The organism is Nocardioides nanhaiensis (genome assembly GCF_039542785.1).
Classification (GTDB): Bacteria; Actinomycetota; Actinomycetes; order Propionibacteriales; family Nocardioidaceae; genus Nocardioides; species Nocardioides nanhaiensis.
In genome coordinates this window covers 101,392-121,689 of record NZ_BAABIM010000004.1, presented here as the reverse complement: position 1 = coordinate 121,689, position 20,298 = coordinate 101,392, and the positions used below count along the sequence as shown (strand labels likewise).

The window sequence follows — 20,298 nt, the reverse complement described above, 5'->3', positions numbered from 1 at the left end:
ACCGGCGCCGGGTGGTACCAACGACCCCGGGGGATGCCGTCCGGTGTGCCTCCGCTCCGTCCGCGGGCTCGCCCGCACCCTTCCCCAACCTCCGGAGGAGTCCCAGCGATGAAGAAGGCCATCGTCGCCGTGGTCGTGGTGTTCCTCGGCTTCTGGATGTTCACCGACCCCAACGGGCTCGCCGACACCATGCAGGCCGGGGGAGAGCAGACCTGGGAGCTGACCCAGCAGCTGTTCGCCGCCGTCATCGACTTCTTCGGCGCCCTGGGCTAGGGCGGCCGGCCCATGGGCTTCCTGGCTGCCGTCAGCGACCCGCACATCGGGCGGCACCTGCTGCGCGAGGAGGGCGAGGTCATCGTCGACGAGGTGCGCAAGCACTGGGTCGCGTTCGTGCGCCCCGCGCTCGAGGCGAGCCTCGGACTCTCGGCCCTGGTCGCCGTGCCGTTCGCGCACGTGAACCTGGGCTGGATCCTGCTGCTGGCGTGCGCCGGCCTGCTCCTGCACGCGGCGTGGCTGACCCTGCGCGAGGCGCGTGACCGGTTCGTGATCACCAACATGCGCGTCTTCCGGGTGCACGGCGTGCTCTCCACCCACCTGGCCACCATGCCCCTGAGCAGGATCCTCGACATCAGCGTGCGCAAGCCGCTGCACGGTCGCGTCCTCGGCTTCGGCCACTTCTGCTTCGAGTCCGCGGCCCAGGAGCAGGGCCTGCGCGACATCCGGCACGTCGGCTCGCCCGACCAGCGCGACCTCGTCATCCAGCGGGTGGTGCAGCGCGCGGGGCTGCGCGGACCGCGCGTCCCCAACTGACGGTCGGCTCCAGACGTGCCCCGCGGTAACGACTACCCTCGGCGTCCGTGACCCTCCCCTTCGACCCCATCGACGAGGCGGCCCGCCAGTGGGGCCGCCGGTGGGACGGCGTCGCCCCGATGCACGCGGTCACCTCGCTGATGCGCGTGCAGCAGCTGGTCCTCGCCCGGCTCGACGCCGTCCTGCGCCCGCACGGCCTCACGTTCGCCCGCTACGAGGCGCTCGTGCTGCTGGTGTTCTCCTCCCGCGGGTCGCTGCCGTTCGGCAAGATGGGCGAGCGGCTGCAGGTGCACCCGACGTCGATCACCTCGATCATGCGCCGGCTCGGCGACGCCGGCCTGATCGAGCGCAAGGCCCACCCCGACGACGGCCGCGCGGTGCTGGCCGAGATCACCCCGGCCGGCCGGGAGGTGGTGGAGCGCGCGACCCGCGACCTGGTCGCCGCCGGGTTCGGTCTCGACGCCCTGGACGGCGAGGGCCAGCACACGCTCTCGGAGCTGCTGCGGCCGATCCGTGCCGCCGCCGGCGACTACGAGCCCGACACGCCCGGGGCCTGAGCGCGACCTCCCAGCTGGGCGAGTCGCTCCACCACCGCGGCCACGGCGGGGGAGGTGGCCATGCTGGTGCGGTGCATCGCGACGACGTCGCGCACCGGCACCGGGTCCTGCACCCGCACCGCGACGAGCTCGGGGCCCAGCGGGGCGCGGCCCATCCGGGGCACCAGCGCGATGCCGAGGCCGTGGCGCACCAGCGCCAGGTGGGAGTCGAACTCCAGCGAGACGTGCGCGATGCGGGGCGGGCGCCCGGTGCCGACGTACATGCGGTGCAGCCACTCGCGGCAGATCGTGCCCTCCGGGGTGGCGATCCAGGGCTCCTCGGCCAGCTCGCGCGGCGTCAGCACGGCCCTCCCGGCCAGCGGATGGGTGCGCGGCAGCACCACCTCGCCCTCGTCGGTGGCCACCGAGTGCCGGGTCACGTGGTCGGGCACCACGAGCGGCACGTCGCCCCAGCTGTGCACGAGCCCGACGTCGCAGCGGCCGGTCGCCACCATCTCGACCGTGTCCCAGGGCTCCTGCTCGGTCAACGTGATCCGCAGGTCCGGGTGGTCGGCCAGCAGGCCGGCCACCGCCTCGGCCACGAGGCCGCGCACCGCCGTCGAGAAGGCCACGAGCCGCAGGTGGCCGGCCACGGTGCCGGTGTGGCGGTGCAGCCCGGCCTGCACCTGCTCGACGTCGGCCAGCAGCCGGGCGCCCGACTCCACCAGGTGCTGGCCGGCGCCGGTGAGGATCACGCCGCGACCGACGCGCTCCAGCAGCGCCACGCCGGCCTGGCGCTCGAGCCGCTTGACCTGCTGGCTGACGGCACTGGGCGTGTAGCCGAGCACCTGGGCGGCGCCGACCACCGAGCCCTCGGTGGCCACGGCGCGCAGCGCACCCAGCGCGGCAAGATCGATCATGCAGCGATGCTACCGATTCGTGTGCAGCATCGCGTGCTGGTGCTGCACGGTGCTCGGCGGTCAGGATGAGGACGTGTCCCGTCGCGACTGCCTCCTCGCCGCCCTGGTGGCCCTCGTGTGGGGCCTCAACTTCGTCGTCATCGACTGGGGCATGCGGGGCGTGCCGCCGCTGCTGTTCCTCGCGCTGCGCTTCTGCGCCGTGCTGGTGCCGGCCATCTGGCTGGTGCCGCGACCGACCGTCGGCTGGCGGGTGGTGCTCGCCGTCGGCGCGTTCATGTCGCTCGGCCAGTTCGCCTTCCTCTACCTCGCCCTCGACGTCGGACTCTCGCCCGGGCTGGCCTCGCTGGTGCTGCAGGCCCAGGTGATCCTGACCATCCTGCTGGCCGCGGGTGTGCTGCGCGAGCGACCGACGACGGCGCAGGCCGTGGGCGTGGGGGTCGGTGCGGCCGGGCTGCTGGTGGTGGCGCTGGGCCGTGGCGGCTCGGTGCCGCTGCTCGGCCTCGGGCTGTGCCTGCTGGCGGCGCTCTCGTGGGCGATCGGCAACGTGGTCGCGCGCTCGGCCGGCGCGGTCGGCGGGCTCTCCCTCACCGTCTGGTCGGCGCTCGTGGTGCCGGTGCCCGCACTGCTGCTCTCCCTGCTGGTCGACGGCCCCGCGGGCGTCGTCGCCGGTCTCGGCGCGTTCGGCTGGGAGGCGGGGCTGTCGACGCTCTACACCGCGGGGCTCGCCTCGCTCCTGGGCTACGGGCTGTTCAACGGCCTGCTGGGCCGCAACCCCTCCGCGCAGGTGGTGCCGTGGATCCTGCTCGTGCCCGTGGTGGGGATGACCACCGCCTGGCTGCTGCTCGGCGAGGTGCCCACGCGCGGAGAGCTGGGCGGTGGGCTGCTGCTGGTCGTCGGTGTGCTGGTGGCCCTGCGCGGGGGTGCACGGCGAGTGCGCCGCCGGGGCGCCGTCGTGGACGGACCACCCCCGGTGGTGACCGCCCCGCACTCCTAGGATGACTCGCATGACGCAGCAGCCGTTCTCCCGCCCCGGTGCGATCGACCTCTCCGGCCTCAAGCGGCCCGCACCCCCCGCGGGCGGTGCGGCACCGGGTGCTCCCGGTGGCCCTGGAGCCGCTGCCGCTGCGGGGTCCGGGGCGGTGGGCTCCTACACCGTCGAGGTGTCCGAGGCGAACTTCCAGGCCACGCTGGAGTCCTCGATGACGGCGCCGGTCGTGCTCGTCATCCACTCACCCTCCCGCTCGCCCGAGAGCACCGAGTACGCCCGCCAGGTGGCGGGCGTCGTCGAGGCCTACGAGGGCCGCTTCCTGGCCGCGCTGGTCGACGTCGACGCCAGCCCGCAGATCGCGCAGGCCCTGCAGGTGCAGCAGATCCCGCTGATGATGGTGCTGCTCGACGGCCGGCCGGCCACGCAGCCGCTGCCGGGCGTGCTGACCTCCGAGGAGCTCTCCACGCTGTTCAACCAGCTCGGTCAGCAGCTGACGGCGCAGGGCATCACCGGTCGTCACCAGCCCGGCGCCGCCGGGGCACCCGCGGCCGCCGAGGACTCCGACGAGCCCGCCGTCGACCCGCGCTACGCCCCCGCCCAGGACGCCCTCGAGCGCGGCGACGTCGACGGCGCCGTGGCCGAGTACCAGAAGCTCGTCGACGCCAACCCCGCCGACGCCGAGGCCGCCGCCGGCCTGGCGATGGCGAAGGTGCTCCACCGCACGCAGGGCGTCGACCTCAACGCCGCCCGTGAGGCTGCCGCCGCCCAGCGCGACGACGTCGACGCCCAGACGCTGGTGGCCGACCTCGACCTCCTGGGCGGCCACGTCGACGACGCCTTCGACCGCCTCATCGAGCTCGTCCGCCGCACCAGCGACGCCGACCGCACCCGCGCTCGCGAGCACCTCTTGGGCCTCTTCGCCGCCGTCGGCAACGACGACGAGCGCGTCCTGCGCGCCCGGCGCAACCTGGCCTCCGCGCTGTTCTGAGTCGACGCTGGGGCGGTCTCACGCGCCCACCAGCCTCAGGTTTACCCGGTCGGCCGGGTAGATCCCCGCTTGTCGGCCAAGATATTGGCCGACAAGCGACACAACAGGCCGACAAGTCGGCCCGACCCGGGCCAACGACCACGCGCGGGGCTGTCTCAGCGCGTGACGCGCACCCGCAGAGCAGTGCTCACGTCGCCGGTGGCCGACTCCGAGCCGTGTGCCCGCAGTCGGTACACCGAGGTGCCGCGGCGGGTCTCGCGCGGGAAGGTCACGACGGCGGCGCCGTCCGCGCCCGGGGCGATCGTGCGCACGGCCGCCCAGCCCGAGGGGGTGCGCTTCTCGAGCACCACGGGGTCGGCGCCGGCCTGGTCGACCACGACGGCGTCGGCACCGACGGCCCGCCCCTTGCGCACCGTGGCGGTGGTGCGCCAGCCCTCGATGTCGGTGACCGCCCGAGGCGCTCCGGCGTCGCCGACGACGCAGTCGACCTCCCCCTGCCAGTGGTAGTTGGTGCCACCCACCTGCACCCACTCGACGACGTAGCGACCGATCCCGGCCGGCCACTGGGGGTGCTGGGCGAACGGGAAGCCGACGGTGCCGGACCAGGTGCCCTCGTTGCGGTGGAAGTTGAGGGTGCGCTGGCCCTGGTCGGTGGAGATCCGCACGTTGACGTCGTTGGCCTGGCCCCCGGGCAGGTCACCCGGGTAGGGCACGGTCAGCTCCGAGCAGGACGGCGCGGGATAGGTCCAGTTCCAGTCGAAGCCGTGGGGGCCACCCACCGGCGGGTTCGGGGTGCTGGGCACCTCGGGCTGGACCTCGGGGTCGACGGGCTGCTCGGGGTCGACGGGCTGCTCGGGGTCGACGGGCTGCTCGGGGTCGACGGGCTGATCGGGGTCGACGGGCTGCTCGGGCGTGGTCGGCACCGGCGCGTAGAGCAGCGAGTAGTGGGTGAGGTTGCCACCGTCGCGGTGCTTGAGCACGAGGCTGGTGACGGCCGAGTCGAGCGCGACCTGGTAGGGCGCGCCGGTGGTGCCGCGCAGGCCGGCCGACTTCAGGCAGTAGCCCACGATCGTGCGGCCCGCGGGGGCGGTGACGACGACCTGGTCCTGGTTGCCGGGCACGACCACACGGCCGCTGTCGAGGTCGGGGCAGTTGCCGACCGGCTGGGCGCCCTGCGCCGTGGGTGCGGTGAGGCCACCGAGAACCGGCAGCAGGGCGAGGGTGGCAGCGGCGAGCGCGAGCCGGTGGGGGGTGCTCATGGCGTCAGCATGGAGCCGGTCCGGACCCGGGCGCCGGTGCTTGGGCGACTCCTGAGGCACTCCTGAGGCGTTCTTGAGCAACCGGGCCGGATCCGGCTTCGTGAGAGGCATGAGAGGGGTCTCACGAAGGGCTCACGGTGGGCTCACCACCGGGCAGCAGAGTTCTCGTCATCAGCCCACCGGCACCGGGTCGGGGGCGAGACGAGAGGAGCCAGTCATGGCCCGTTCCGGAATCTTCGAGGCACTCAAGCCCGCCGAGCGCCGCCGCCGTCGTCGTCGGGGCAGCGACTCCCGCAGCCGCACCGGCCGGGGTCGGGGCCGGGGTCGCGGTCGGGGCCGCGGGCGCAACCGCTCGCGCAGCCGTTCGCGCTCGCGCGGCTGACCCGCACGTGACGCGCGTCTGAGACGTGCCGGCGGCGTCCCCCTCCCGGGGTGACGCCGCCGTCGCGCGTCCCGAGGCGCGCCCCGACCTCTCCCAGCACCGCCCGACCTCCACCCGAGGAGCTCCTCTGATGCGCACCGCCTGGCAGCGCCTGGTCGCCTCGCTGCGCCCCGCCCCCGACGACTCGGGACTGGTGGAGCACGCGGAGCGGATGACGCTGCGCGAGGTCGTCGTCCGGTTCTGGCCGCGCCTGCGGCCGCTGCGCTGGTGGCTGCTGCTCGGGGCACTGCTGCTGGCCGTGGGGTCGGCCGTCCAGGTGCTCGAGATCCTGCTCTTCCAGCAGGTGGTGGACCGGGTGCTGGTGCCCGCCGACTGGGGTCCGCTGGTCTACCTGGCGCTGCTCTACATCGGCCTCAACGTGTTCAGCGCGATCGTCGACGGGTGTGACGACATCCTCTCCACCTGGATCACCCAGCGGTTCCTGGTGCGCCTGCGGCGCGACGTCTTCGAGCACGTGATGGCCCTGCCGCTGCACGTGCTCGAGCGGCGCCGGCTGGGCGACACGATGTCGCGGCTCACCTCCGACGTCGCTGCGGTCGAGTCGTTCATGATCGGCAACCTCACCAGTGGCGTCGCCAACCTGATGAGCCTCACCGCCTACCTGATCGGGCTGTTCTACCTGCAGTGGCAGCTGGCGCTGATCTCGCTGGTGGTCGTGCCGGTGTTCTGGTTCGTGGCGACGCGCTTCGCGCGCTTCGTCAAGGAGGTCTCGCGCGAGCGACGCCGGCGTGCCGGGTCGCTCTCCTCGGTGGCCGAGGAGAACCTGGCCAACGGCGTGCTGGTGCAGACCTACGGCCGCGAGGGCGACGCGCTGGCCAAGTACACGCGCGAGAACCAGGCCATCGCGGGCGCGGAGATGGCCTCGGCCCGCATCCGGGCGGTCTTCCTGCCCGTCGTCGACCTGGCCGAGCTGCTGGGGGTGCTGCTCGTCATCGGGTTCGGCACCTGGGCGCTCGCCACCGACCGGCTCACCCTCGGCGGGCTGCTGGCCTTCCTGGCGCTGCTCGCGCAGTGCTACTCGCCGATCCGCTCGCTGAGCGACCTGATCCCCAGCCTGTACTCCGCCTCGGCCGGTGTGGAGCGCATCGTCGAGCTCCTCGACGAGCCCGTGCCGGGCGACCGGCCGGACGCCGTCGACCTGGCCGCCGTGGCGCCGGCGCGGCGGGGCGCGCTCAGCCTGGAGGCCGTGACCGCCCGCTACCCGGGTGCTGCCCGCGACGCCCTGCGCGGCGTCGACCTGCACGTGGCGCCGGGGGAGACCGTGGCCGTCGTCGGGCCGAGCGGTGCCGGCAAGTCCACGTTGGCGCGGCTGCTCACCCGTCACCTCGAGCCCACGGAGGGCGTCGTGCGGGTCGACGGCGTCGACGTCGCGGCGGCCACCGCCACCTCGGTGCGCGAGTCCGTGACGATCGTGCTGCAGGAGCAGCTGCTGCTGGACGCCTCGGTGCACGACAACATCGCCTTCTCGCGGCCCGACGCCGACCGCGTCGACGTGGTGGCCGCAGCGCGCGCCGCGGACGTGCACGACTTCGTGAGCCGGCTGCCCGAGGGCTACGACACCCGGGTGGGGCAGCGCGGCCGGACGTTCTCCGGCGGCCAGCGCCAGCGGCTCGCCCTGGCGCGCGGGCTGCTGCGCGACTCACCGGTGCTCGTGCTCGACGAGCCCACCTCGGGCCTGGACGCCGACGCGTCGGTGGCGCTGATGACGCCGCTGCTCGAGGCCGCACGCGAGCGCACCGTGCTGCTGGTGACCCACGACCCCGCCGTGGCCGCGCTGGCCGACCGCGTGCTGACCCTGCGTGACGGCCTGCTGGTGGAGGGTGGCGCCGAGGCTCCCGACCGACCCGAGGAGGAGGTCCTGGCATGAATGCGCATGCCATCGACGAGGACGACACCGACGAGGGCGTGGTGCCCGTGGGCGAGGACGTGCTGCCGGGCTACGACGTCGTCGAGCTGCTCAGCCGCGGCCAGCGCGTCGACACCTACGACGTGCACAGCCGCGAGCGCGGCTGCCGGTGCATCGTGAAGATCGTGCGGCCCGACCGCGCCGACGTCGAGCGCGTGCGCGAGGCGGTGCTGACCGAGGGGCGCCTGCTCACGGACCTGACGCACCCGCACCTCGTGCGTGGCTACGAGGTGGTCGAGCAGCCGGTGCCGGCGGCCGTGCTCGAGACGCTGGGCGGGCACACGCTGGACGCCCTGGTCGCGCGCCGCCGGCTGGGGCCGCGCGACGCCGCGCACCTGGGGCTGCAGCTGGGCTCCGCGCTCTCCTACCTGCACCGGCACGGCTGGCTGCACCTGGACGTCAAGCCCGAGAACGTGGTGGTGGACGGGACGCGTGCCGTGCTCATCGACCTCAGCGTCGCGCGGCAGCCCGGGCCGGCCCGAGCCGGCATCGGCACCGAGGAGTACATGGCTCCCGAGCAGCTGTCCGGGGGAGTGCTCACGGCGGCCACCGACACGTTCGGACTCGGCGTCACCCTGCTGGAGGCCATGACCGACCGGCTGCCCGATCCTGCCCGTGCCCTGCCGTACCGCGTGGGGCGGCGACCGCTGCGCCCCTGGGGCGAGCCGCTGCCACCGGCGTTCGGCGACCTGCTGCGGCGGTGCCTGCACCCCGACCCCGCCCGGCGCCCGGGGTGGCCGGAGCTGCGCCGGGTCCTGACCGCGGTCGCCGAGACCTCCTGAGGGGGCACTAGCCTCCTGCCGGTGACGAGTGGACCTGGCTACCTGCTGCGCGGCTTCGGCCTGTGGCGCACCCGACCCCGCCTGATGCTGCTCGGGATGGTGCCCGCGGCGCTGGTGTTCGCGGTGCTGGCGACCCTGATCCTGCTGCTGGCGTTCAACCTCGGCACCGTCGCCGGGTGGGTCACGCCGTTCGCCGACGACTGGTCGGCCGGCGCCCGCGACCTGGTGCGCCTGCTCGCAGGCCTGGTGCTGGTGGTGGCTGCCCTGGCCGGCGCCGTGCTGAGCTTCACCGGCCTCACGCTGGCGGTCGGCGACCCGTTCTACGAGCGCATCTGGCGCGCCACCGAGGAGATGCTCGGCGGCCCCGTGCCCGACGGCGACCTCGGCGTGTGGCGCTCGGTCCGCGACGGGCTGGCGCTCGTGGTCATCGGCCTGCTGACGGCGGCCGCGGTGCTGCTGCTGGGCTTCCTGCCGGTGATCGGGTCCCTCGCCGGCATCGTGGCCGGCTTCCTCCTGGCCGCCCGGGTGCTGGCCCGCGAGCTGCTCGGCCGTCCGCTGGAGGCGCGCGGCATGGACCGCGTGGAGCGCGAGACGCTGTTCAAGCTCCACCGTGGACGGGTGCTCGGCTTCGGCGCGGTGACCCAGCTGTTCTTCCTGGTGCCCTTCGGGGCGGTGGCGGTGATGCCGGCGGCTGTCGTCGGCTCGACCATGCTGGCGCGCGACCTGCTGGCCGAGACCCCGCCGCCGAGCGCGCCCACCGCGCCCCCCACGGGCCGGGTGTAGCTCTCAGCCCTGGTCGACCGGGACGCACAGCACCGGCCGGGTGGCCAGGTGCAGCAGCTTGTGCGGGGTGGAGCCCAGCATCGCGCCGCGCAGCGGGCTCTCGCCCACGGTGCCGACCACGATCACGGTGGCGTCGAGCTCGTCGGCCACCTCGATCAGCGCCTGGGCCGGCTTGGCGTCGACGAGCCGGATCTCGGTGTCGATGCCGGCGGCCTGCGCGCGCTCGACGGCGTGCGAGAGCGCGGTGCGACCCATCTCGCGCAGCGCCTCGCGGTGCGCACCTGCCTCCTCGCCCACCATCCCCGGCGGGCCGGCTCCGTAGACGAGCACGAGGGGCTCGCCCCACCGCGTCGCGACGGTGATGGCGGTGTCCAGCGCACGGTCGGCGCCGGGGGACTCGTCGTATCCGACGACCACGCTCATGGGGCTCAGCCTTCCAGACCGTCGGGGTCGGCGTGCGGCGCCTTGACGCCGTGGACGATGTCCGGGTCGGCGACGGTGGGTCGCTCCTCCCAGAACCGCGCGTCGCGGGTGCGCCAGACCAGCATCACCACGATGCCGGCCAGCAGGATCCCCACGCCGATGGCCAGGGGAGGGCCGACGCCCAACCAGGACTGGCCGCTGTAGGAGTTGGCCGGGTCGGAGAGGTCGCGCACCGAGAGGACGAGCAGCCAGATCAGCAGGGCGGAGCCCAGCAGCGGGCCGACGCCGATCAGCACCAGGTTGCGCGCGCTCTCGAGCAGGTGGCGGCGGTAGAAGATCGCGCACGCGATGCCCGTGAGCGCGTAGTAGAACGCGATCAGGAGCGCCAGGGCCGACAGCGAGTCGAACAGGGCGTTCTCGCTCACCTGGTAGATGCCGACGTACCAGGCGATGGCGATGCCGGCCACCCACCAGGTGCTGACGTCGGGCGTGCGGTGGGTGGGGTGGATGCGCGCCAGGCCCGAGGGCAGGGCGTGGCGCCGCGCCATCGAGAGCCCGGTGCGCGAGGCGGGGATGATCGTGGTCTGGGTGGAGGCGATCGCCGAGGTGGCCACCGAGAACAACAGGATCCACGACCACCCGCCCAGCACCTCGTCGGCGATGTAGGCGAAGACGAACTCCTCCTCGCCGGCGTTGTCGCTGAGCCACTGGGTGCCGGCGAAGGCCACGACCGCCGTGGCGACGGAGACGTAGGTGAGCAGCAGGATGACCGTCGACCACACGCCGGCGCGGCCGGGCGCGCTGGCGCCGTCGCGGGTCTCCTCGGCCAGGTTGACCGCCGACTCCCATCCCCAGTAGGCGAACACGCCGAGCAGCAGGCCGGAGGAGAGCGCTGCTCCTCCCTCGGCGAACGGGTTGAGCCACCCCAGCTCGGGGATGATGGGGTCGAGGCTGCTGTTGCCATCGAGCGCCTTGACGATGGCGACGGCCGCGAAGCCGAGCAGCGAGATGACCTGGCCGAAGATCAGCACGTTCTGGATCCGGGCCGAGACGTCGGTGCCGAGCACGCACAGCCAGGTCAGGAAGAGGATGAGCAGCACCGCCAGGGGCATCCGCACCCAGGCGTTGTCCGCCGCGGAGTCGGCGCCCACCGTGTAGAGGCCGAAGCGGACACCGACGTCGGCCAGCGAGCCGATGACCAGCACACCGGTCATGGCGATGGCCCAGCCGCCGATCCAGCCGAACCACGGGCCCATCGCCCGGGTGGTCCAGCTGAAGGTGGTGCCGCAGTCGGTGTCGACCCGGTTGAGGTAGAGGAACGCGGTGGCGATCAGGGCCATGGGCACGAAGCTGGCCAGCAGGACGCCGGGCGCGTAGACCCCGACGAGGGCGGCGATGGGGCCGATCACGGCTGCCAGCGAGTAGGCCGGGCTGGTGGAGGCCAGTCCGATCACCACGGCGTCGACGAAGCCGATGGCGTCGGACTTGAGCGCGGCGGGCCGCGTGTCGGTCATGGGCATCGCTCCTGGGTGGGTGGAGCCCTGTTTCTACCTGGTCCGGCGCCGGAGCGATAGTGCTGGATCCGAAGTCAGTGCCGCCCGCGGCGGAAGTTTTCGTCAGCGAAACATGCGCTCGGGCCCGAACTCAGTGGCTGGCTCAGCGGCGGACTCAGCGACCGGACTCGGTGTAGCGGGGCGCGCCACCCGGGTCGGAGAGCACCGCCAGTGCGGCCTCCACCCGGCGTGCGGTGAAGTCGGCGGCGCGCTCGTGCACCTGCGCCAGGGTGCAGAACTCGACGTCGCGGATCTCGCGGGCCTGCTTGACGACGCGGTCCAGCAGGTCGGGGGCGTGGCCGCCGCCGTCGAAGACCAGGCACAGCGCGTCGTCCCAGCCGCCCCACGGCGGGAGCCAGTCGGTGAGCAGCAGCTCGCCGGCGGGCAGCGTCAGGTCGAGCTCCTCCTCGACCTCGCGCGCCACGGCCGTGCGGGGCGACTCGCTCACCTCCACGACGCCGCCCGGCAGGTCCCAGTCGGTCTTGTAGGTGAGCCGGCACAGCAGCACGCGGGGCTCGGGGGAGGTGTCGCGCACCAGCATCTGGGCGATGGCCCGCTTGCGCGGCAGGAAGGAGTTGAGCAGCGCGCGGAAGCCACCGGGCTCGTTGACGGGCGTGTCGGTGGCCAGGCGCGCGTAGACCACCTGGTCGCCGTCGACGCCGCGCTGCACGCCCTCGCGTCGCATGCCCGACCAGGTCGCCACGCGCTGGGCGCGCTCATCGTCGGCGTCGACGACGACCTCGACGCGGGCGTGGTCCTGCAGGGCTGCGGCGACATCGCGACGCACGACGTCGACGGCCGCCATCCAGTCGCCCGCCACCAGGTCGTCGCCCCAGCTGATGCGGGCGACGCCCTCGGCCACGGGGGTGACGTCGGTGACGGGTTCGGGAGGGGTCACGCGGTCACCCTACGCAGGGGACGGTGCCTCGCCGGGGCCGGTGGGAGGGATGCCCGGCGAGGTCTCGCGGGTCGGTGCCGGCGCCCGCAGCCACAGCGTCGCCAGGGGTGGCAGCACGAGGGTCGCCTGGGCGGGCAGCCCGCCGGGGGCCTCGCTGTCGAGCGAGCCCGCGGGCTGGGCCTCGACGACGCCGAGGTTGCCCACCCCGGAGCCCCCGTAGGCCTCGGCGTCGGTGTTGAGCAGCTCCTGCCAGATGCCGGTGGCGGGCAGCCCGAGGCGGAACCCCTCGTGCGGCACCGCCGAGAAGTTGGTGACGCAGACCAGGTCCGGGGCGTCGGGCGCCGTCCGCACGAACGAGTACACGTTGCGGCCGGCGTCGTTGGCGTCGATCCACCGGAAGCCCTCCGGGGTGCCGTCGTGCCGCCAGGCCGCCGGGGAGCCGGTGTAGGCGGCGTTGAGGTCGCGTACCAGCGACTGCAGGCCTCGGTGCTCGGGGTGCTCGAGCAGCCACCAGTCCAGCTCGCGGGACTCGGCCCACTCCGACTCCTGGCCGAACTCGCTGCCCATGAACAGCAGCTGCTTGCCCGGGTGGGCCCACATGTAGCCGTAGTAGGCGCGCAGCGCCGCCAGCTGGCGCCACCGGTCGCCCGGCATCTTGCGCAGCAGCGAGCCCTTGCCGTGCACGACCTCGTCGTGGCTGAGCGGGAGCACGTAGTTCTCGCTCCACTGGTAGGTCATCGCGAAGGTGAGCTCGTGGTGGTGGTGGGAGCGGTAGATCGGGTCGCGCTCCAGGTAGCCGAGCGTGTCGTGCATCCAGCCCATGTTCCACTTGAAGCCGAAGCCCAGCCCGCCCTGCGAGGTGGGGGCGGTGACGCCCGGCCAGGAGGTGGACTCCTCGGCGATGGTGGTGATGCCAGGGACGCGCTTGTAGACGGTCGCGTTCATCTCCTGCAGGAACTGCACCGCCTCGAGGTTCTCGTGCCCGCCGTGCTTGTTGGGTGTCCACTCGCCGTCCTTGCGGGCGTAGTCGAGGTAGAGCATCGAGGCGACGCCGTCGACGCGCAGGCCGTCGGCGTGGAACTCCTCGAGCCAGTAGAGCGCGTTGGCGTAGAGGAAGTTGCGCACCTCGTGGCGACCGAAGTTGAAGATGTGGGAGCCCCACTCCTGGTGCCAGCCGCGCTGGGGGTTGGGGTCCTCGTAGAGCGGGGTGCCGTCGAAGCGCACGAGCGCCCACTCGTCGGTGGCGAAGTGACCGGGCACCCAGTCCAGGATGACGCCGATGCCCGCCTGGTGCAGCCGGTCGACCAGGCGCCGGAACCCGTCGGGGTCGCCGTAGCGGGAGTCGGGCGCGAAGTAGGAGGTGACGTGGTATCCCCACGAGCCGCCGAAGGGGTGCTGCATGACCGGCATCAGCTCCACGTGGGTGAAGCCGAGGTCGCTGAGGTAGGGCACCAGGTCGTCGGCCAGCTCGTCGTAGCTCCAGAACCCGCCGCCGGGGTGCCGCTTCCAGGAGCCCAGGTGCAGCTCGTAGACCGACATCGGCGCGGCGACGGCCGGCCGCTCGGCGCGGGCGGCCATCCAGGCGTCGTCGCCCCAGGTGTGGCTGGACTCGAAGACACGCGAGGAGGTGGCCGGGGCGACCTCGGCGAAGGCCGCCATCGGGTCGGCCTTCTCGCGCCACTCCCCGTCGGCGCCCAGGACGCCGTACTTGTAGGAGGTGCCGCTGCCGACGCCGGGCACGAACAGCTCCCACACGCCGGAGCTGCCCAGCTGGCGCATCGGGTGCTCCCGGCCGTCCCAGGAGTTGAAGTCGCCCTTGACCCGCACACCGCGGGCGCCGGGCGCCCAGACGGCGAAGGAGGTGCCGCTGATCGGCGGGCCGAGCGGCGCCTCGTAGTGGTGCACGCGCGCGCCGAGCACCTGCCACAGCTGCTCGTGCCGGCCCTCACCGATGAGGTGCTGGTCCATCTCGCCCAGGGTGGGCAGGAAGCGGTAGGGGTCGTCGACGGTGAGGGTGTGCTCCCCGTAGGTGACCCGCAGCCGGTAGTCGGGGACCTCGCCGGCCGCGTCACCGGTCAGGCGGACCGCCCAGACGCCGTCGTGCACGTGCTCGAGCGGGTGCTCCTCACCCGCGCTGCCGGCCGTGCTCCCGTCGCCGACCACGAGCACGACGGCGTCGGCCAGCGGCTTGTAGGTGCGCACCCACACCTGCCCGGCACCGTCGGCGTGGGGCCCGAGCAGCGCGTGCGGGTGCCCGTGCTCGCCACGGATCAGCTGGTCCAGCTCGTCCTTGGGGTGCGTCGCGCTCACGGGGTGGCTCCGATCTCGGCCACGGCGGCCAACGGGATGGTGACCCAGGAGGGCCGGTTGCGGGTCTCGTACAGGCACTCGTACACGGCCTTGTCGGCGGTGTAGGCGTCCAGCAGCGTGCGGTCTGCCGCGCTGAGCTCGCCGCCGGCGTAGGCGTGCAGGAAGTGGTTCTGGTTGCGGTGTGTCCACTCGGCGGCGCGGAAGGCCAGCTGGGTCGCCCCCTGGGGGTCCTCGCCGTGGCTGCGCAGCACCGAGGCCGGCGCGTAGGCGAAGGAGCGCAGCATGCCTGCGACGTCGCGCCACGGCGAGTCGGGCAGGATCCGCTCGGCCAGCGACTTGGCCGGCTCGCCCTCGAAGTCGACGACCTTCCAGCCCAGCGCCGTGCGCAGCGTCTGGCCCAGGTGCAGGTCGCCGTGCACGCGCTGCACCGGCACCTCGTCGAGGCCGGCGACGGCGTCGAAGACCCGGCGCAGCCGCTCCTCGTGCTCGGCCAGCTGCGGCACCGCCGGCACCACCTGCTCCAGGCGGCGGGTCATCGTGGCGGCCAGCTCGGCGGGCGGCAGGGGAGCGGCTCCCGCGGGCAGGGCGGCGGCCAGGGCGGTGTGGATCTCGCGCAGCGCCAGACCCAGCCGCTCGGACTCCGCGGCGAAGTCGCCGCCCACCTCGTGGGCGTGCAGGTCGGCCTCGGCGAAGAGGTTGCGCACGCTGGCCAGGGCCAGCTCGAAGCCGTCCGAGGCGGTGCGCAGGAACTGCTGGAGCATGCCCAGCTGCAGCACGTCGCCGTCGTCGCTGCCGGGCGCCTGGGCCTCGACCCAGCCGTAGAGCGCCGCCACGTGCTCGGAGCCGGCCGCGGTCAGGGCGCGGTGGATCTCGATGTCGGGGTTGGGGCCCGGAGTCACCTTGCGGAAGAGCTTGAGGATCGCGTCCTCGCCGAAGAACACCGAGGAGTTGCTCTGCTCGCCGCTGAACACGCTGGCGGTGGTCTCGGGGTCGAGCTCGTGGCCGGGCAGCCGCTCGAAGCGCAGCCCTCCCACCTCGCCGCTGCCGCCCGTGCCCGGACCGCCCTCGCGCGCGGCCACGAAGCCGCGCAGCCACCCGGCCATCGCCGCCCGGTCGTGGACGGCGTCGTAGCCGTGCACCCAGCCGTGCTCGGGGTCCTCCCACCAGCCCACGAAGGCGTGGTCGAGCCGGGTCTCGGCGTCGGTGTAGAGAGCCAGCGGCACCTGGTAGTGCTCGGTGCCACCGTCGGCGTAGGTCACCTCGACCACCTCGACGACGACGGGCGGACCGTCGGGTCCGGTGTCGACGGCGCCCAGCCGGCGCACGGTGGCGCCGCGGGTCTCGCGCCCCTTGCCGCCGAACCAGCGGGCGCCGGTGACGTAGTCGAGCACGGCGGCCTGGTCGGGTGTCGGGTCGGGTGTCTGGTCGGTCATCGCGCACCGCCGTCCTCGGGAGCGGCCAGCCGGAACCAGTAGAAGCCGTAACCGCCAAGTGTCAGCAGGTAGGGCAGCTCGCCTATCCGCGGGAACGGCACACCGCCGAGCAGCTCCACCGGCACCATGCCCTCGAAGCGGCGCAGGTCCAGCTCGACCGGCTGCGGGAAGCGGGAGAGGTTGTTGACGCACACGATCGTGTCGGTGCGCCCCTCGGCGTCGGTGTGCTCGCGCACGTAGGAGAGCACCGTCGAGTTGGAGCCGCCGAGGTCGGTGAAGGTGCCGAGGCCGAAGGCCTGGTGGCGCCGTCGGGCGTGGATCATCCGGCGGGTCCAGTGCAGCAGCGAGGAGGTGTTCTCCAGCTGCGCCTCGACGTTGACCGACTGGTAGCCGTAGACGGGGTCCTGGATCGCGGGCAGGTGCAGCTTGCCCGGCGTCGCGGAGGAGAAGCCCGCGTTGCGGTCGGGGGTCCACTGCATCGGCGTGCGGACGCCGTCGCGGTCGCCCAGCCAGATGTTGTCGCCCATCCCGATCTCGTCGCCGTAGTAGAGCACCGGCGAGCCCGGCAGGGAGAGCAGCAGCGCGGTGAACAGCTCGATCTGGTTGATGTCGTTCTCGAGCAGCGGTGCCAGCCGCCGGCGGATGCCGATGTTGGCCTTCATCCGCGGGTCCTTGGCGTACTCGTTCCACATGTAGTCGCGGTCGTCGTCGGTGACCATCTCGAGCGTCAGCTCGTCGTGGTTGCGCAGGAAGATGCCCCACTGGCAGCCGTGCGGGATCGGCGGCGTCTGCTCGAGGATCTCCGAGATCGGGAAGCGCGACTCGCGGCGGACCGCCATGAAGATGCGCGGCATCACCGGGAAGTGGAAGCACATGTGGCACTCGTCGCCACCGGACTCGAAGTCGCCGAAGTAGTCGACGACGTCGGAGGGCCACTGGTTGGCCTCGGCCAGCAGCACCTTGCCGGGGTAGTGCTCGTCGACGTAGCGGCGGACCGTCCGGAGGAACTCGTGGGTCTCGGGCAGGTTCTCGCCGTTGGTGCCGGGGCGCTCGTAGAGGTAGGGCACGGCGTCGAGGCGGAAGCCGTCCAGGCCCATGTCGAACCAGAAGCTGATCGCCTCCAGCATGGCCTCGTGGACCTTCGGGTTGTCGAAGTTGAGGTCGGGCTGGTGGCTGAAGAACCGGTGCCAGTAGTACTGCTGCCGCACCGGGTCCCACGTCCAGTTGGAGGGCTCGGTGTCGACGAAGATGATCCGCGCCTCCTGGTAGAGCTCGTCGGTGTCGGACCACACGTAGAAGTCGCCGTACGGACCGTCCGGGTCGCTGCGGCTGGCCTGGAACCACGGGTGCTGGTCGCTGGTGTGGTTCATGACGAAGTCGATGATCACGCGGATGCCGCGGGCGTGCGCCTCGTCGAGGAAGTGGTGGAAGTCCTCGACCGTGCCCACCTCGGGGAGGATGTTGGTGTAGTCGGCCACGTCGTAGCCGCCGTCGCGCAGCGGCGAGGTCATGAACGGCGGGATCCACAGGCAGTCCACGCCGAGCCACTGCAGGTAGTCGAGCTTCTCGGTCAGGCCACGGAAGTCGCCGGTGCCGTCGGCGTTGGAGTCGCGGAAGCTGCGCACCAGCACCTCGTAGAAGACCGCGGTCTTGAACCAGTCCGGCGTGCTGTCGGCCGCGGCGTCGTCGGCCGTGGTGGCGGGGCCGTGGGGCACCTCGCGCGGGCCGAGGTCCTCGGGCGTCGCCGGGATCTCGGGGTCGACGGGGGGCTGCGGCACGGTGGGGGAGAGGTCGCTCATGCGGGGGCCTCCTGCCCGGCGTGCTGACCGGTCAGCACCGAGAGCACGTGCGCCGGCTCGTGGTGCGGGTCGAGCCGCACGTAGTTGTGCTGGCCCCAGTGGTAGGTCTCGCCGGTGATCTCGTCGCGGACGTCGACGCCGCGGTCGGCCGGCAGGCCGAGCGCCTCGAGGTCGAGGTGCACCATCGTCTCGCGGGTGCCGTGCGGGTCCAGGTTCACCACCACGAGCACCCGGTCCCCCGACTCGTGCTTCGAGAACACCAGGATGTTCTCGTCGTCGGCGTGGTGGATGGTGACGTTGCGCAGCCGTTGCAGCGCAGGGTGGGCGCGGCGCACCTCGTTGAGACGGGTCAGGTACGGCGCCAGCGTGCGGCCCTCGGCCTCGGCGGCCTCCCAGTCCCGGATGCGGATCTGGTACTTCTCGGAGTCGAGGTACTCCTCGCTGCCCGGCTTGACCGCCACGTGCTCGAAGAGCTCGTACCCGGCGTAGACGCCCCAGCTGGGGGAGCCGCACGCGGCGATGACGGCGCGGATCTTGAACGCCGCCGGGCCGCCGTACTGCAGGTAGGCGTGCAGGATGTCGGGGGTGTTGACGAAGAAGTTCGGCCGCATCAGGTGGTCGGACTCCGCGCTCACCTCGCGCAGGTACTCCTCGATCTCCCAGCGGGCGGTGCGCCAGGTGAAGTAGGTGTAGCTCTGGTGGAAGCCCACGGCGCCGAGCCCGTGCATCATCGGCGGCTTGGTGAAGGCCTCGGAGAGGAACACGACGTCGGGGTCGGTGCGCCGCACCTCCTTGAGCAGCCACTCCCAGAAGGCGAGCGGCTTGGTGTGGGGGTTGTCGACGCGGAAGATGCGCACGCCGTGCTTCATCCAGTACCGGACGATGCGCAGGACCTCGCGGCAGATGCCGGTGGGGTCGTTGTCGAAGTTGACCGGGTAGATGTCCTGGTACTTCTTCGGCGGGTTCTCGGCGTAGGCGATCGAGCCGTCGGCGCGGGTGGTGAAGAACTCCGGGTGCTCGGTGACCCACGGGTGGTCGGGCGCGGCCTGGAGCGCGAGGTCGAGGGCCACCTCGAGGTCGAGCTCGCGGGCGCGCGCCACGAAGGCGTCGAAGTCCTCGATCGTGCCCAGGTCGGGGTGCACGGCGTCGTGCCCGCCGTGGCGGCTGCCGATCGCCCAGGGGGATCCCGGGTCCTCGGGGCCCGGCGTCAAGGTGTTGTTCGGTCCCTTGCGGTTGACCTCGCCGATCGGGTGGATCGGGGGCAGGTAGATCACGTCGAAGCCCATCGCCGCGACGGCGTCGAGCCGCTCGGCAACCGTGCGGAACGTGCCGCTGGTGACCGCGCCGGTCTCGGCGTCGCGCGTCGCGCCCTCCGAGCGAGGGAAGAACTCGTACCAGCTGCCGTAGAGGGCGCGCTCGCGGTCGGCGAACAGCGGGAACGGACCCGCCACCGAGACCAGCTCGCGCAGCGGGTGGGCGGTCAGTGCGGCCACCACCTCGGGAGAGGTCAGCTGGGCCAGGCGGGCCTCGACCGGGCGGTCGGCGTCCGTGGCCGCGGCCAGGGCGCCGCGCAGCACCTCGGTCTCGGCCGGGGTGATGGCGGCGTCGCCGTCGCCCGCCTCGCGGCCGCCGAGCACGCGCTCCAGGATCAGCCGGCCCTCGGTGAACATCAGGTCGACGTCGACCCCGGCCTCGATCTTGATCGGCGCGTCGTGCAGCCAGGTGCCGACGACGTCGGACCAGGCGTGCACCTCGAAGGTCCAGGCGCCCTCGCGGTCCGGCGTCACCCAGGCGCGGTAGCGGTCCACGGGCTCGGGCAGCTTGGTCATCCGCACGGGTGAGCGGCGCTCGCCGACGGCGTCGACGAGCACCACCTCGGCGGCCAGCTGGTCGTGTCCCTCGCGAAACACGGTGGCCGAGACGGGCAGGCTCTCGCCCACCGTCGCCTTCGCCGGGTGTCGACCCAGATCGACGAGGGGCATGACGTCCATGACGGGGATGCGACCGACCATGCGCCCCAACCTAGCCAGCCCCCCGGGGGGCCCGGCAAGCCGCACGGGCAGGTGGGTTTGATCGATCCAAGCGGGGTACCGGTGTCGTCCCCGTGCCCGGCGGGGCCAGACCAGGAGGCGGCATGACGGCGACGAAGGGCGGCGGCCACACGCCGCCGCAGGGCGTGCAGGAGGCGGCGCAGCGTGCCCGGAGGTGGATCGAGGACGGCAAGGCCGGCGAGAACTTCACCGACACCGGACGCGAACGCGCCCGCCAGCTGGCGAACGGGGAGTCCCTGACCGACGCGGAGGCCAAGAAGATGCGCGCCTACTTCTCTCGGCACGCCGTCGACAAGGACGCCGAGGGCTTCACACGTGGCACCGACGGCTTCCCCTCGCCCGGCCGGGTGGCCTGGGACGCCTGGGGCGGCGACCCCGGCGAGCGCTGGATCGGCACGCTCGACCTCGACTGACCCG

Annotated in this window: 19 protein-coding genes; 10 read left to right on the top strand and 9 right to left on the bottom strand. The window is 72.9% G+C overall.

Features of this window, described 5'->3' with window-relative positions; genetic code table 11:
• The first annotated feature begins 108 nt into the window (after window positions 1–108).
• From ABD948_RS17640 to ABD948_RS17630, 3 genes are read left to right on the top strand one after another with little or no spacing between them, the layout of a single operon-like run.
• On the top strand, window positions 109–273 hold the full coding sequence (locus ABD948_RS17640; RefSeq protein ID WP_345268287.1) for a hypothetical protein: 165 nt from the start codon (window positions 109–111) through the stop codon (window positions 271–273).
• Window positions 274–285: 12 nt separating this feature from the next.
• A complete protein-coding gene (locus tag ABD948_RS17635) occupies window positions 286–810 on the top strand; it encodes a PH domain-containing protein (RefSeq protein WP_345268285.1) in 525 nt (174 codons plus the stop codon).
• Window positions 811–857: 47 nt separating this feature from the next.
• The gene (locus tag ABD948_RS17630; protein ID WP_345268283.1) at window positions 858–1,367 is read left to right on the top strand and encodes a MarR family winged helix-turn-helix transcriptional regulator; all 510 of its coding nucleotides are present in this window, start codon (window positions 858–860) and stop codon (window positions 1,365–1,367) included.
• Here ABD948_RS17630 and ABD948_RS17625 read toward each other — a convergent pair.
• Window positions 1,340–2,266: a LysR family transcriptional regulator gene (locus tag ABD948_RS17625; protein ID WP_345268281.1), complete on the bottom strand. Its 927-nt coding sequence runs from the start codon at window positions 2,264–2,266 to the stop codon at window positions 1,340–1,342. The genes ABD948_RS17630 and ABD948_RS17625 overlap by 28 nt on opposite strands.
• A gap of 73 nt (window positions 2,267–2,339) precedes the next feature.
• Between ABD948_RS17625 and ABD948_RS17620 the strand changes: the two genes are divergently transcribed.
• Both ABD948_RS17620 and ABD948_RS17615 read left to right on the top strand, forming a co-directional pair.
• Window positions 2,340–3,260 (top strand): EamA family transporter, encoded by a 921-nt coding sequence (locus tag ABD948_RS17620; protein WP_345268278.1) that lies wholly within the window; start codon window positions 2,340–2,342, stop codon window positions 3,258–3,260.
• A gap of 10 nt (window positions 3,261–3,270) precedes the next feature.
• Window positions 3,271–4,242 (top strand): co-chaperone YbbN, encoded by a 972-nt coding sequence (locus ABD948_RS17615; protein WP_345268276.1) that lies wholly within the window; start codon window positions 3,271–3,273, stop codon window positions 4,240–4,242.
• A 155-nt stretch (window positions 4,243–4,397) separates the two neighbouring features.
• Here the strand turns inward: ABD948_RS17615 and ABD948_RS17610 are convergent, their stop codons facing one another.
• Window positions 4,398–5,501: a hypothetical protein gene (locus ABD948_RS17610; RefSeq protein ID WP_345268274.1), complete on the bottom strand. Its 1,104-nt coding sequence runs from the start codon at window positions 5,499–5,501 to the stop codon at window positions 4,398–4,400.
• A gap of 217 nt (window positions 5,502–5,718) precedes the next feature.
• Between ABD948_RS17610 and ABD948_RS17605 the strand changes: the two genes are divergently transcribed.
• The 4 genes from ABD948_RS17605 (at window position 5,719) to ABD948_RS17590 (ending at window position 9,414) form a co-directional block, all read left to right on the top strand.
• Entirely contained in the window at window positions 5,719–5,883 is a 165-nt protein-coding gene (locus tag ABD948_RS17605; RefSeq protein ID WP_345268272.1) for a hypothetical protein, read from the top strand.
• Window positions 5,884–6,013: 130 nt separating this feature from the next.
• The gene (locus ABD948_RS17600) at window positions 6,014–7,810 is read left to right on the top strand and encodes an ABC transporter ATP-binding protein (protein WP_345268270.1); all 1,797 of its coding nucleotides are present in this window, start codon (window positions 6,014–6,016) and stop codon (window positions 7,808–7,810) included.
• Window positions 7,807–8,631 carry a serine/threonine-protein kinase gene (locus ABD948_RS17595; protein ID WP_345268268.1) on the top strand — a complete coding sequence of 275 codons (825 nt, stop codon included), beginning with the start codon at window positions 7,807–7,809 and terminating at the stop codon, window positions 8,629–8,631. Before ABD948_RS17600 ends, ABD948_RS17595 begins: the two co-directional genes overlap by 4 nt.
• Before the next feature lie 21 nt (window positions 8,632–8,652).
• Window positions 8,653–9,414 carry an EI24 domain-containing protein gene (locus tag ABD948_RS17590; RefSeq protein ID WP_345268266.1) on the top strand — a complete coding sequence of 254 codons (762 nt, stop codon included), beginning with the start codon at window positions 8,653–8,655 and terminating at the stop codon, window positions 9,412–9,414.
• A 3-nt stretch (window positions 9,415–9,417) separates the two neighbouring features.
• On the opposite strand, the gene ABD948_RS17585 is transcribed toward ABD948_RS17590, so the two are convergent.
• The 7 genes from ABD948_RS17585 to ABD948_RS17555 all read right to left on the bottom strand — a co-directional run bounded on the left by ABD948_RS17585 (window position 9,418) and on the right by ABD948_RS17555 (window position 19,842).
• On the bottom strand, window positions 9,418–9,837 hold the full coding sequence (locus ABD948_RS17585; RefSeq protein WP_345268264.1) for a universal stress protein: 420 nt from the start codon (window positions 9,835–9,837) through the stop codon (window positions 9,418–9,420).
• Window positions 9,838–9,842: 5 nt separating this feature from the next.
• Complete coding sequence (locus ABD948_RS17580) at window positions 9,843–11,351, bottom strand: APC family permease (RefSeq protein ID WP_345268262.1); 1,509 nt, start codon at window positions 11,349–11,351, stop codon at window positions 9,843–9,845.
• A gap of 154 nt (window positions 11,352–11,505) precedes the next feature.
• Window positions 11,506–12,288 (bottom strand): NUDIX hydrolase, encoded by a 783-nt coding sequence (locus tag ABD948_RS17575; protein ID WP_345268260.1) that lies wholly within the window; start codon window positions 12,286–12,288, stop codon window positions 11,506–11,508.
• A 9-nt stretch (window positions 12,289–12,297) separates the two neighbouring features.
• Entirely contained in the window at window positions 12,298–14,598 is a 2,301-nt protein-coding gene (glgB, locus tag ABD948_RS17570) for a 1,4-alpha-glucan branching protein GlgB (RefSeq protein ID WP_345268258.1), read from the bottom strand.
• Window positions 14,595–16,031 (bottom strand): maltokinase N-terminal cap-like domain-containing protein, encoded by a 1,437-nt coding sequence (locus ABD948_RS17565; protein ID WP_345268256.1) that lies wholly within the window; start codon window positions 16,029–16,031, stop codon window positions 14,595–14,597. The genes glgB and ABD948_RS17565 overlap by 4 nt, the downstream gene beginning before the upstream one ends.
• Window positions 16,028–17,830, bottom strand: coding sequence for a maltose alpha-D-glucosyltransferase (gene treS / locus ABD948_RS17560; RefSeq protein WP_345268254.1), 1,803 nt, complete (start codon window positions 17,828–17,830; stop codon window positions 16,028–16,030). The genes ABD948_RS17565 and treS overlap by 4 nt, the downstream gene beginning before the upstream one ends.
• On the bottom strand, window positions 17,827–19,842 hold the full coding sequence (locus ABD948_RS17555; RefSeq protein WP_345268252.1) for an alpha-1,4-glucan--maltose-1-phosphate maltosyltransferase: 2,016 nt from the start codon (window positions 19,840–19,842) through the stop codon (window positions 17,827–17,829). The genes treS and ABD948_RS17555 overlap by 4 nt, the downstream gene beginning before the upstream one ends.
• A 122-nt stretch (window positions 19,843–19,964) precedes the next feature.
• Here ABD948_RS17555 and ABD948_RS17550 point away from each other — a divergent pair, with 122 nt between their 5' ends.
• Window positions 19,965–20,294, top strand: coding sequence for a hypothetical protein (locus tag ABD948_RS17550; protein WP_345268250.1), 330 nt, complete (start codon window positions 19,965–19,967; stop codon window positions 20,292–20,294).
• The last annotated feature ends 4 nt before the right edge of the window (window positions 20,295–20,298 follow it).

Coding starts and splice junctions, on each gene's coding strand:
- ABD948_RS17640 (WP_345268287.1), top strand. CDS start 109: ATGAAGAAGGCCATCGTCGCCGTGGTCGTGGTGTTCCTCGGCTTCTGG.
- ABD948_RS17635 (WP_345268285.1), top strand. CDS start 286: ATGGGCTTCCTGGCTGCCGTCAGCGACCCGCACATCGGGCGGCACCTG.
- ABD948_RS17625 (WP_345268281.1), bottom strand. CDS start 2,266: ATGATCGATCTTGCCGCGCTGGGTGCGCTGCGCGCCGTGGCCACCGAG.
- ABD948_RS17615 (WP_345268276.1), top strand. CDS start 3,271: ATGACGCAGCAGCCGTTCTCCCGCCCCGGTGCGATCGACCTCTCCGGC.
- ABD948_RS17610 (WP_345268274.1), bottom strand. CDS start 5,501: ATGAGCACCCCCCACCGGCTCGCGCTCGCCGCTGCCACCCTCGCCCTG.
- ABD948_RS17605 (WP_345268272.1), top strand. CDS start 5,719: ATGGCCCGTTCCGGAATCTTCGAGGCACTCAAGCCCGCCGAGCGCCGC.
- ABD948_RS17600 (WP_345268270.1), top strand. CDS start 6,014: ATGCGCACCGCCTGGCAGCGCCTGGTCGCCTCGCTGCGCCCCGCCCCC.
- ABD948_RS17595 (WP_345268268.1), top strand. CDS start 7,807: ATGAATGCGCATGCCATCGACGAGGACGACACCGACGAGGGCGTGGTG.
- ABD948_RS17585 (WP_345268264.1), bottom strand. CDS start 9,837: ATGAGCGTGGTCGTCGGATACGACGAGTCCCCCGGCGCCGACCGTGCG.
- ABD948_RS17580 (WP_345268262.1), bottom strand. CDS start 11,351: ATGACCGACACGCGGCCCGCCGCGCTCAAGTCCGACGCCATCGGCTTC.
- ABD948_RS17565 (WP_345268256.1), bottom strand. CDS start 16,031: ATGACCGACCAGACACCCGACCCGACACCCGACCAGGCCGCCGTGCTC.
- treS (WP_345268254.1), bottom strand. CDS start 17,830: ATGAGCGACCTCTCCCCCACCGTGCCGCAGCCCCCCGTCGACCCCGAG.
- ABD948_RS17555 (WP_345268252.1), bottom strand. CDS start 19,842: ATGGTCGGTCGCATCCCCGTCATGGACGTCATGCCCCTCGTCGATCTG.
- ABD948_RS17550 (WP_345268250.1), top strand. CDS start 19,965: ATGACGGCGACGAAGGGCGGCGGCCACACGCCGCCGCAGGGCGTGCAG.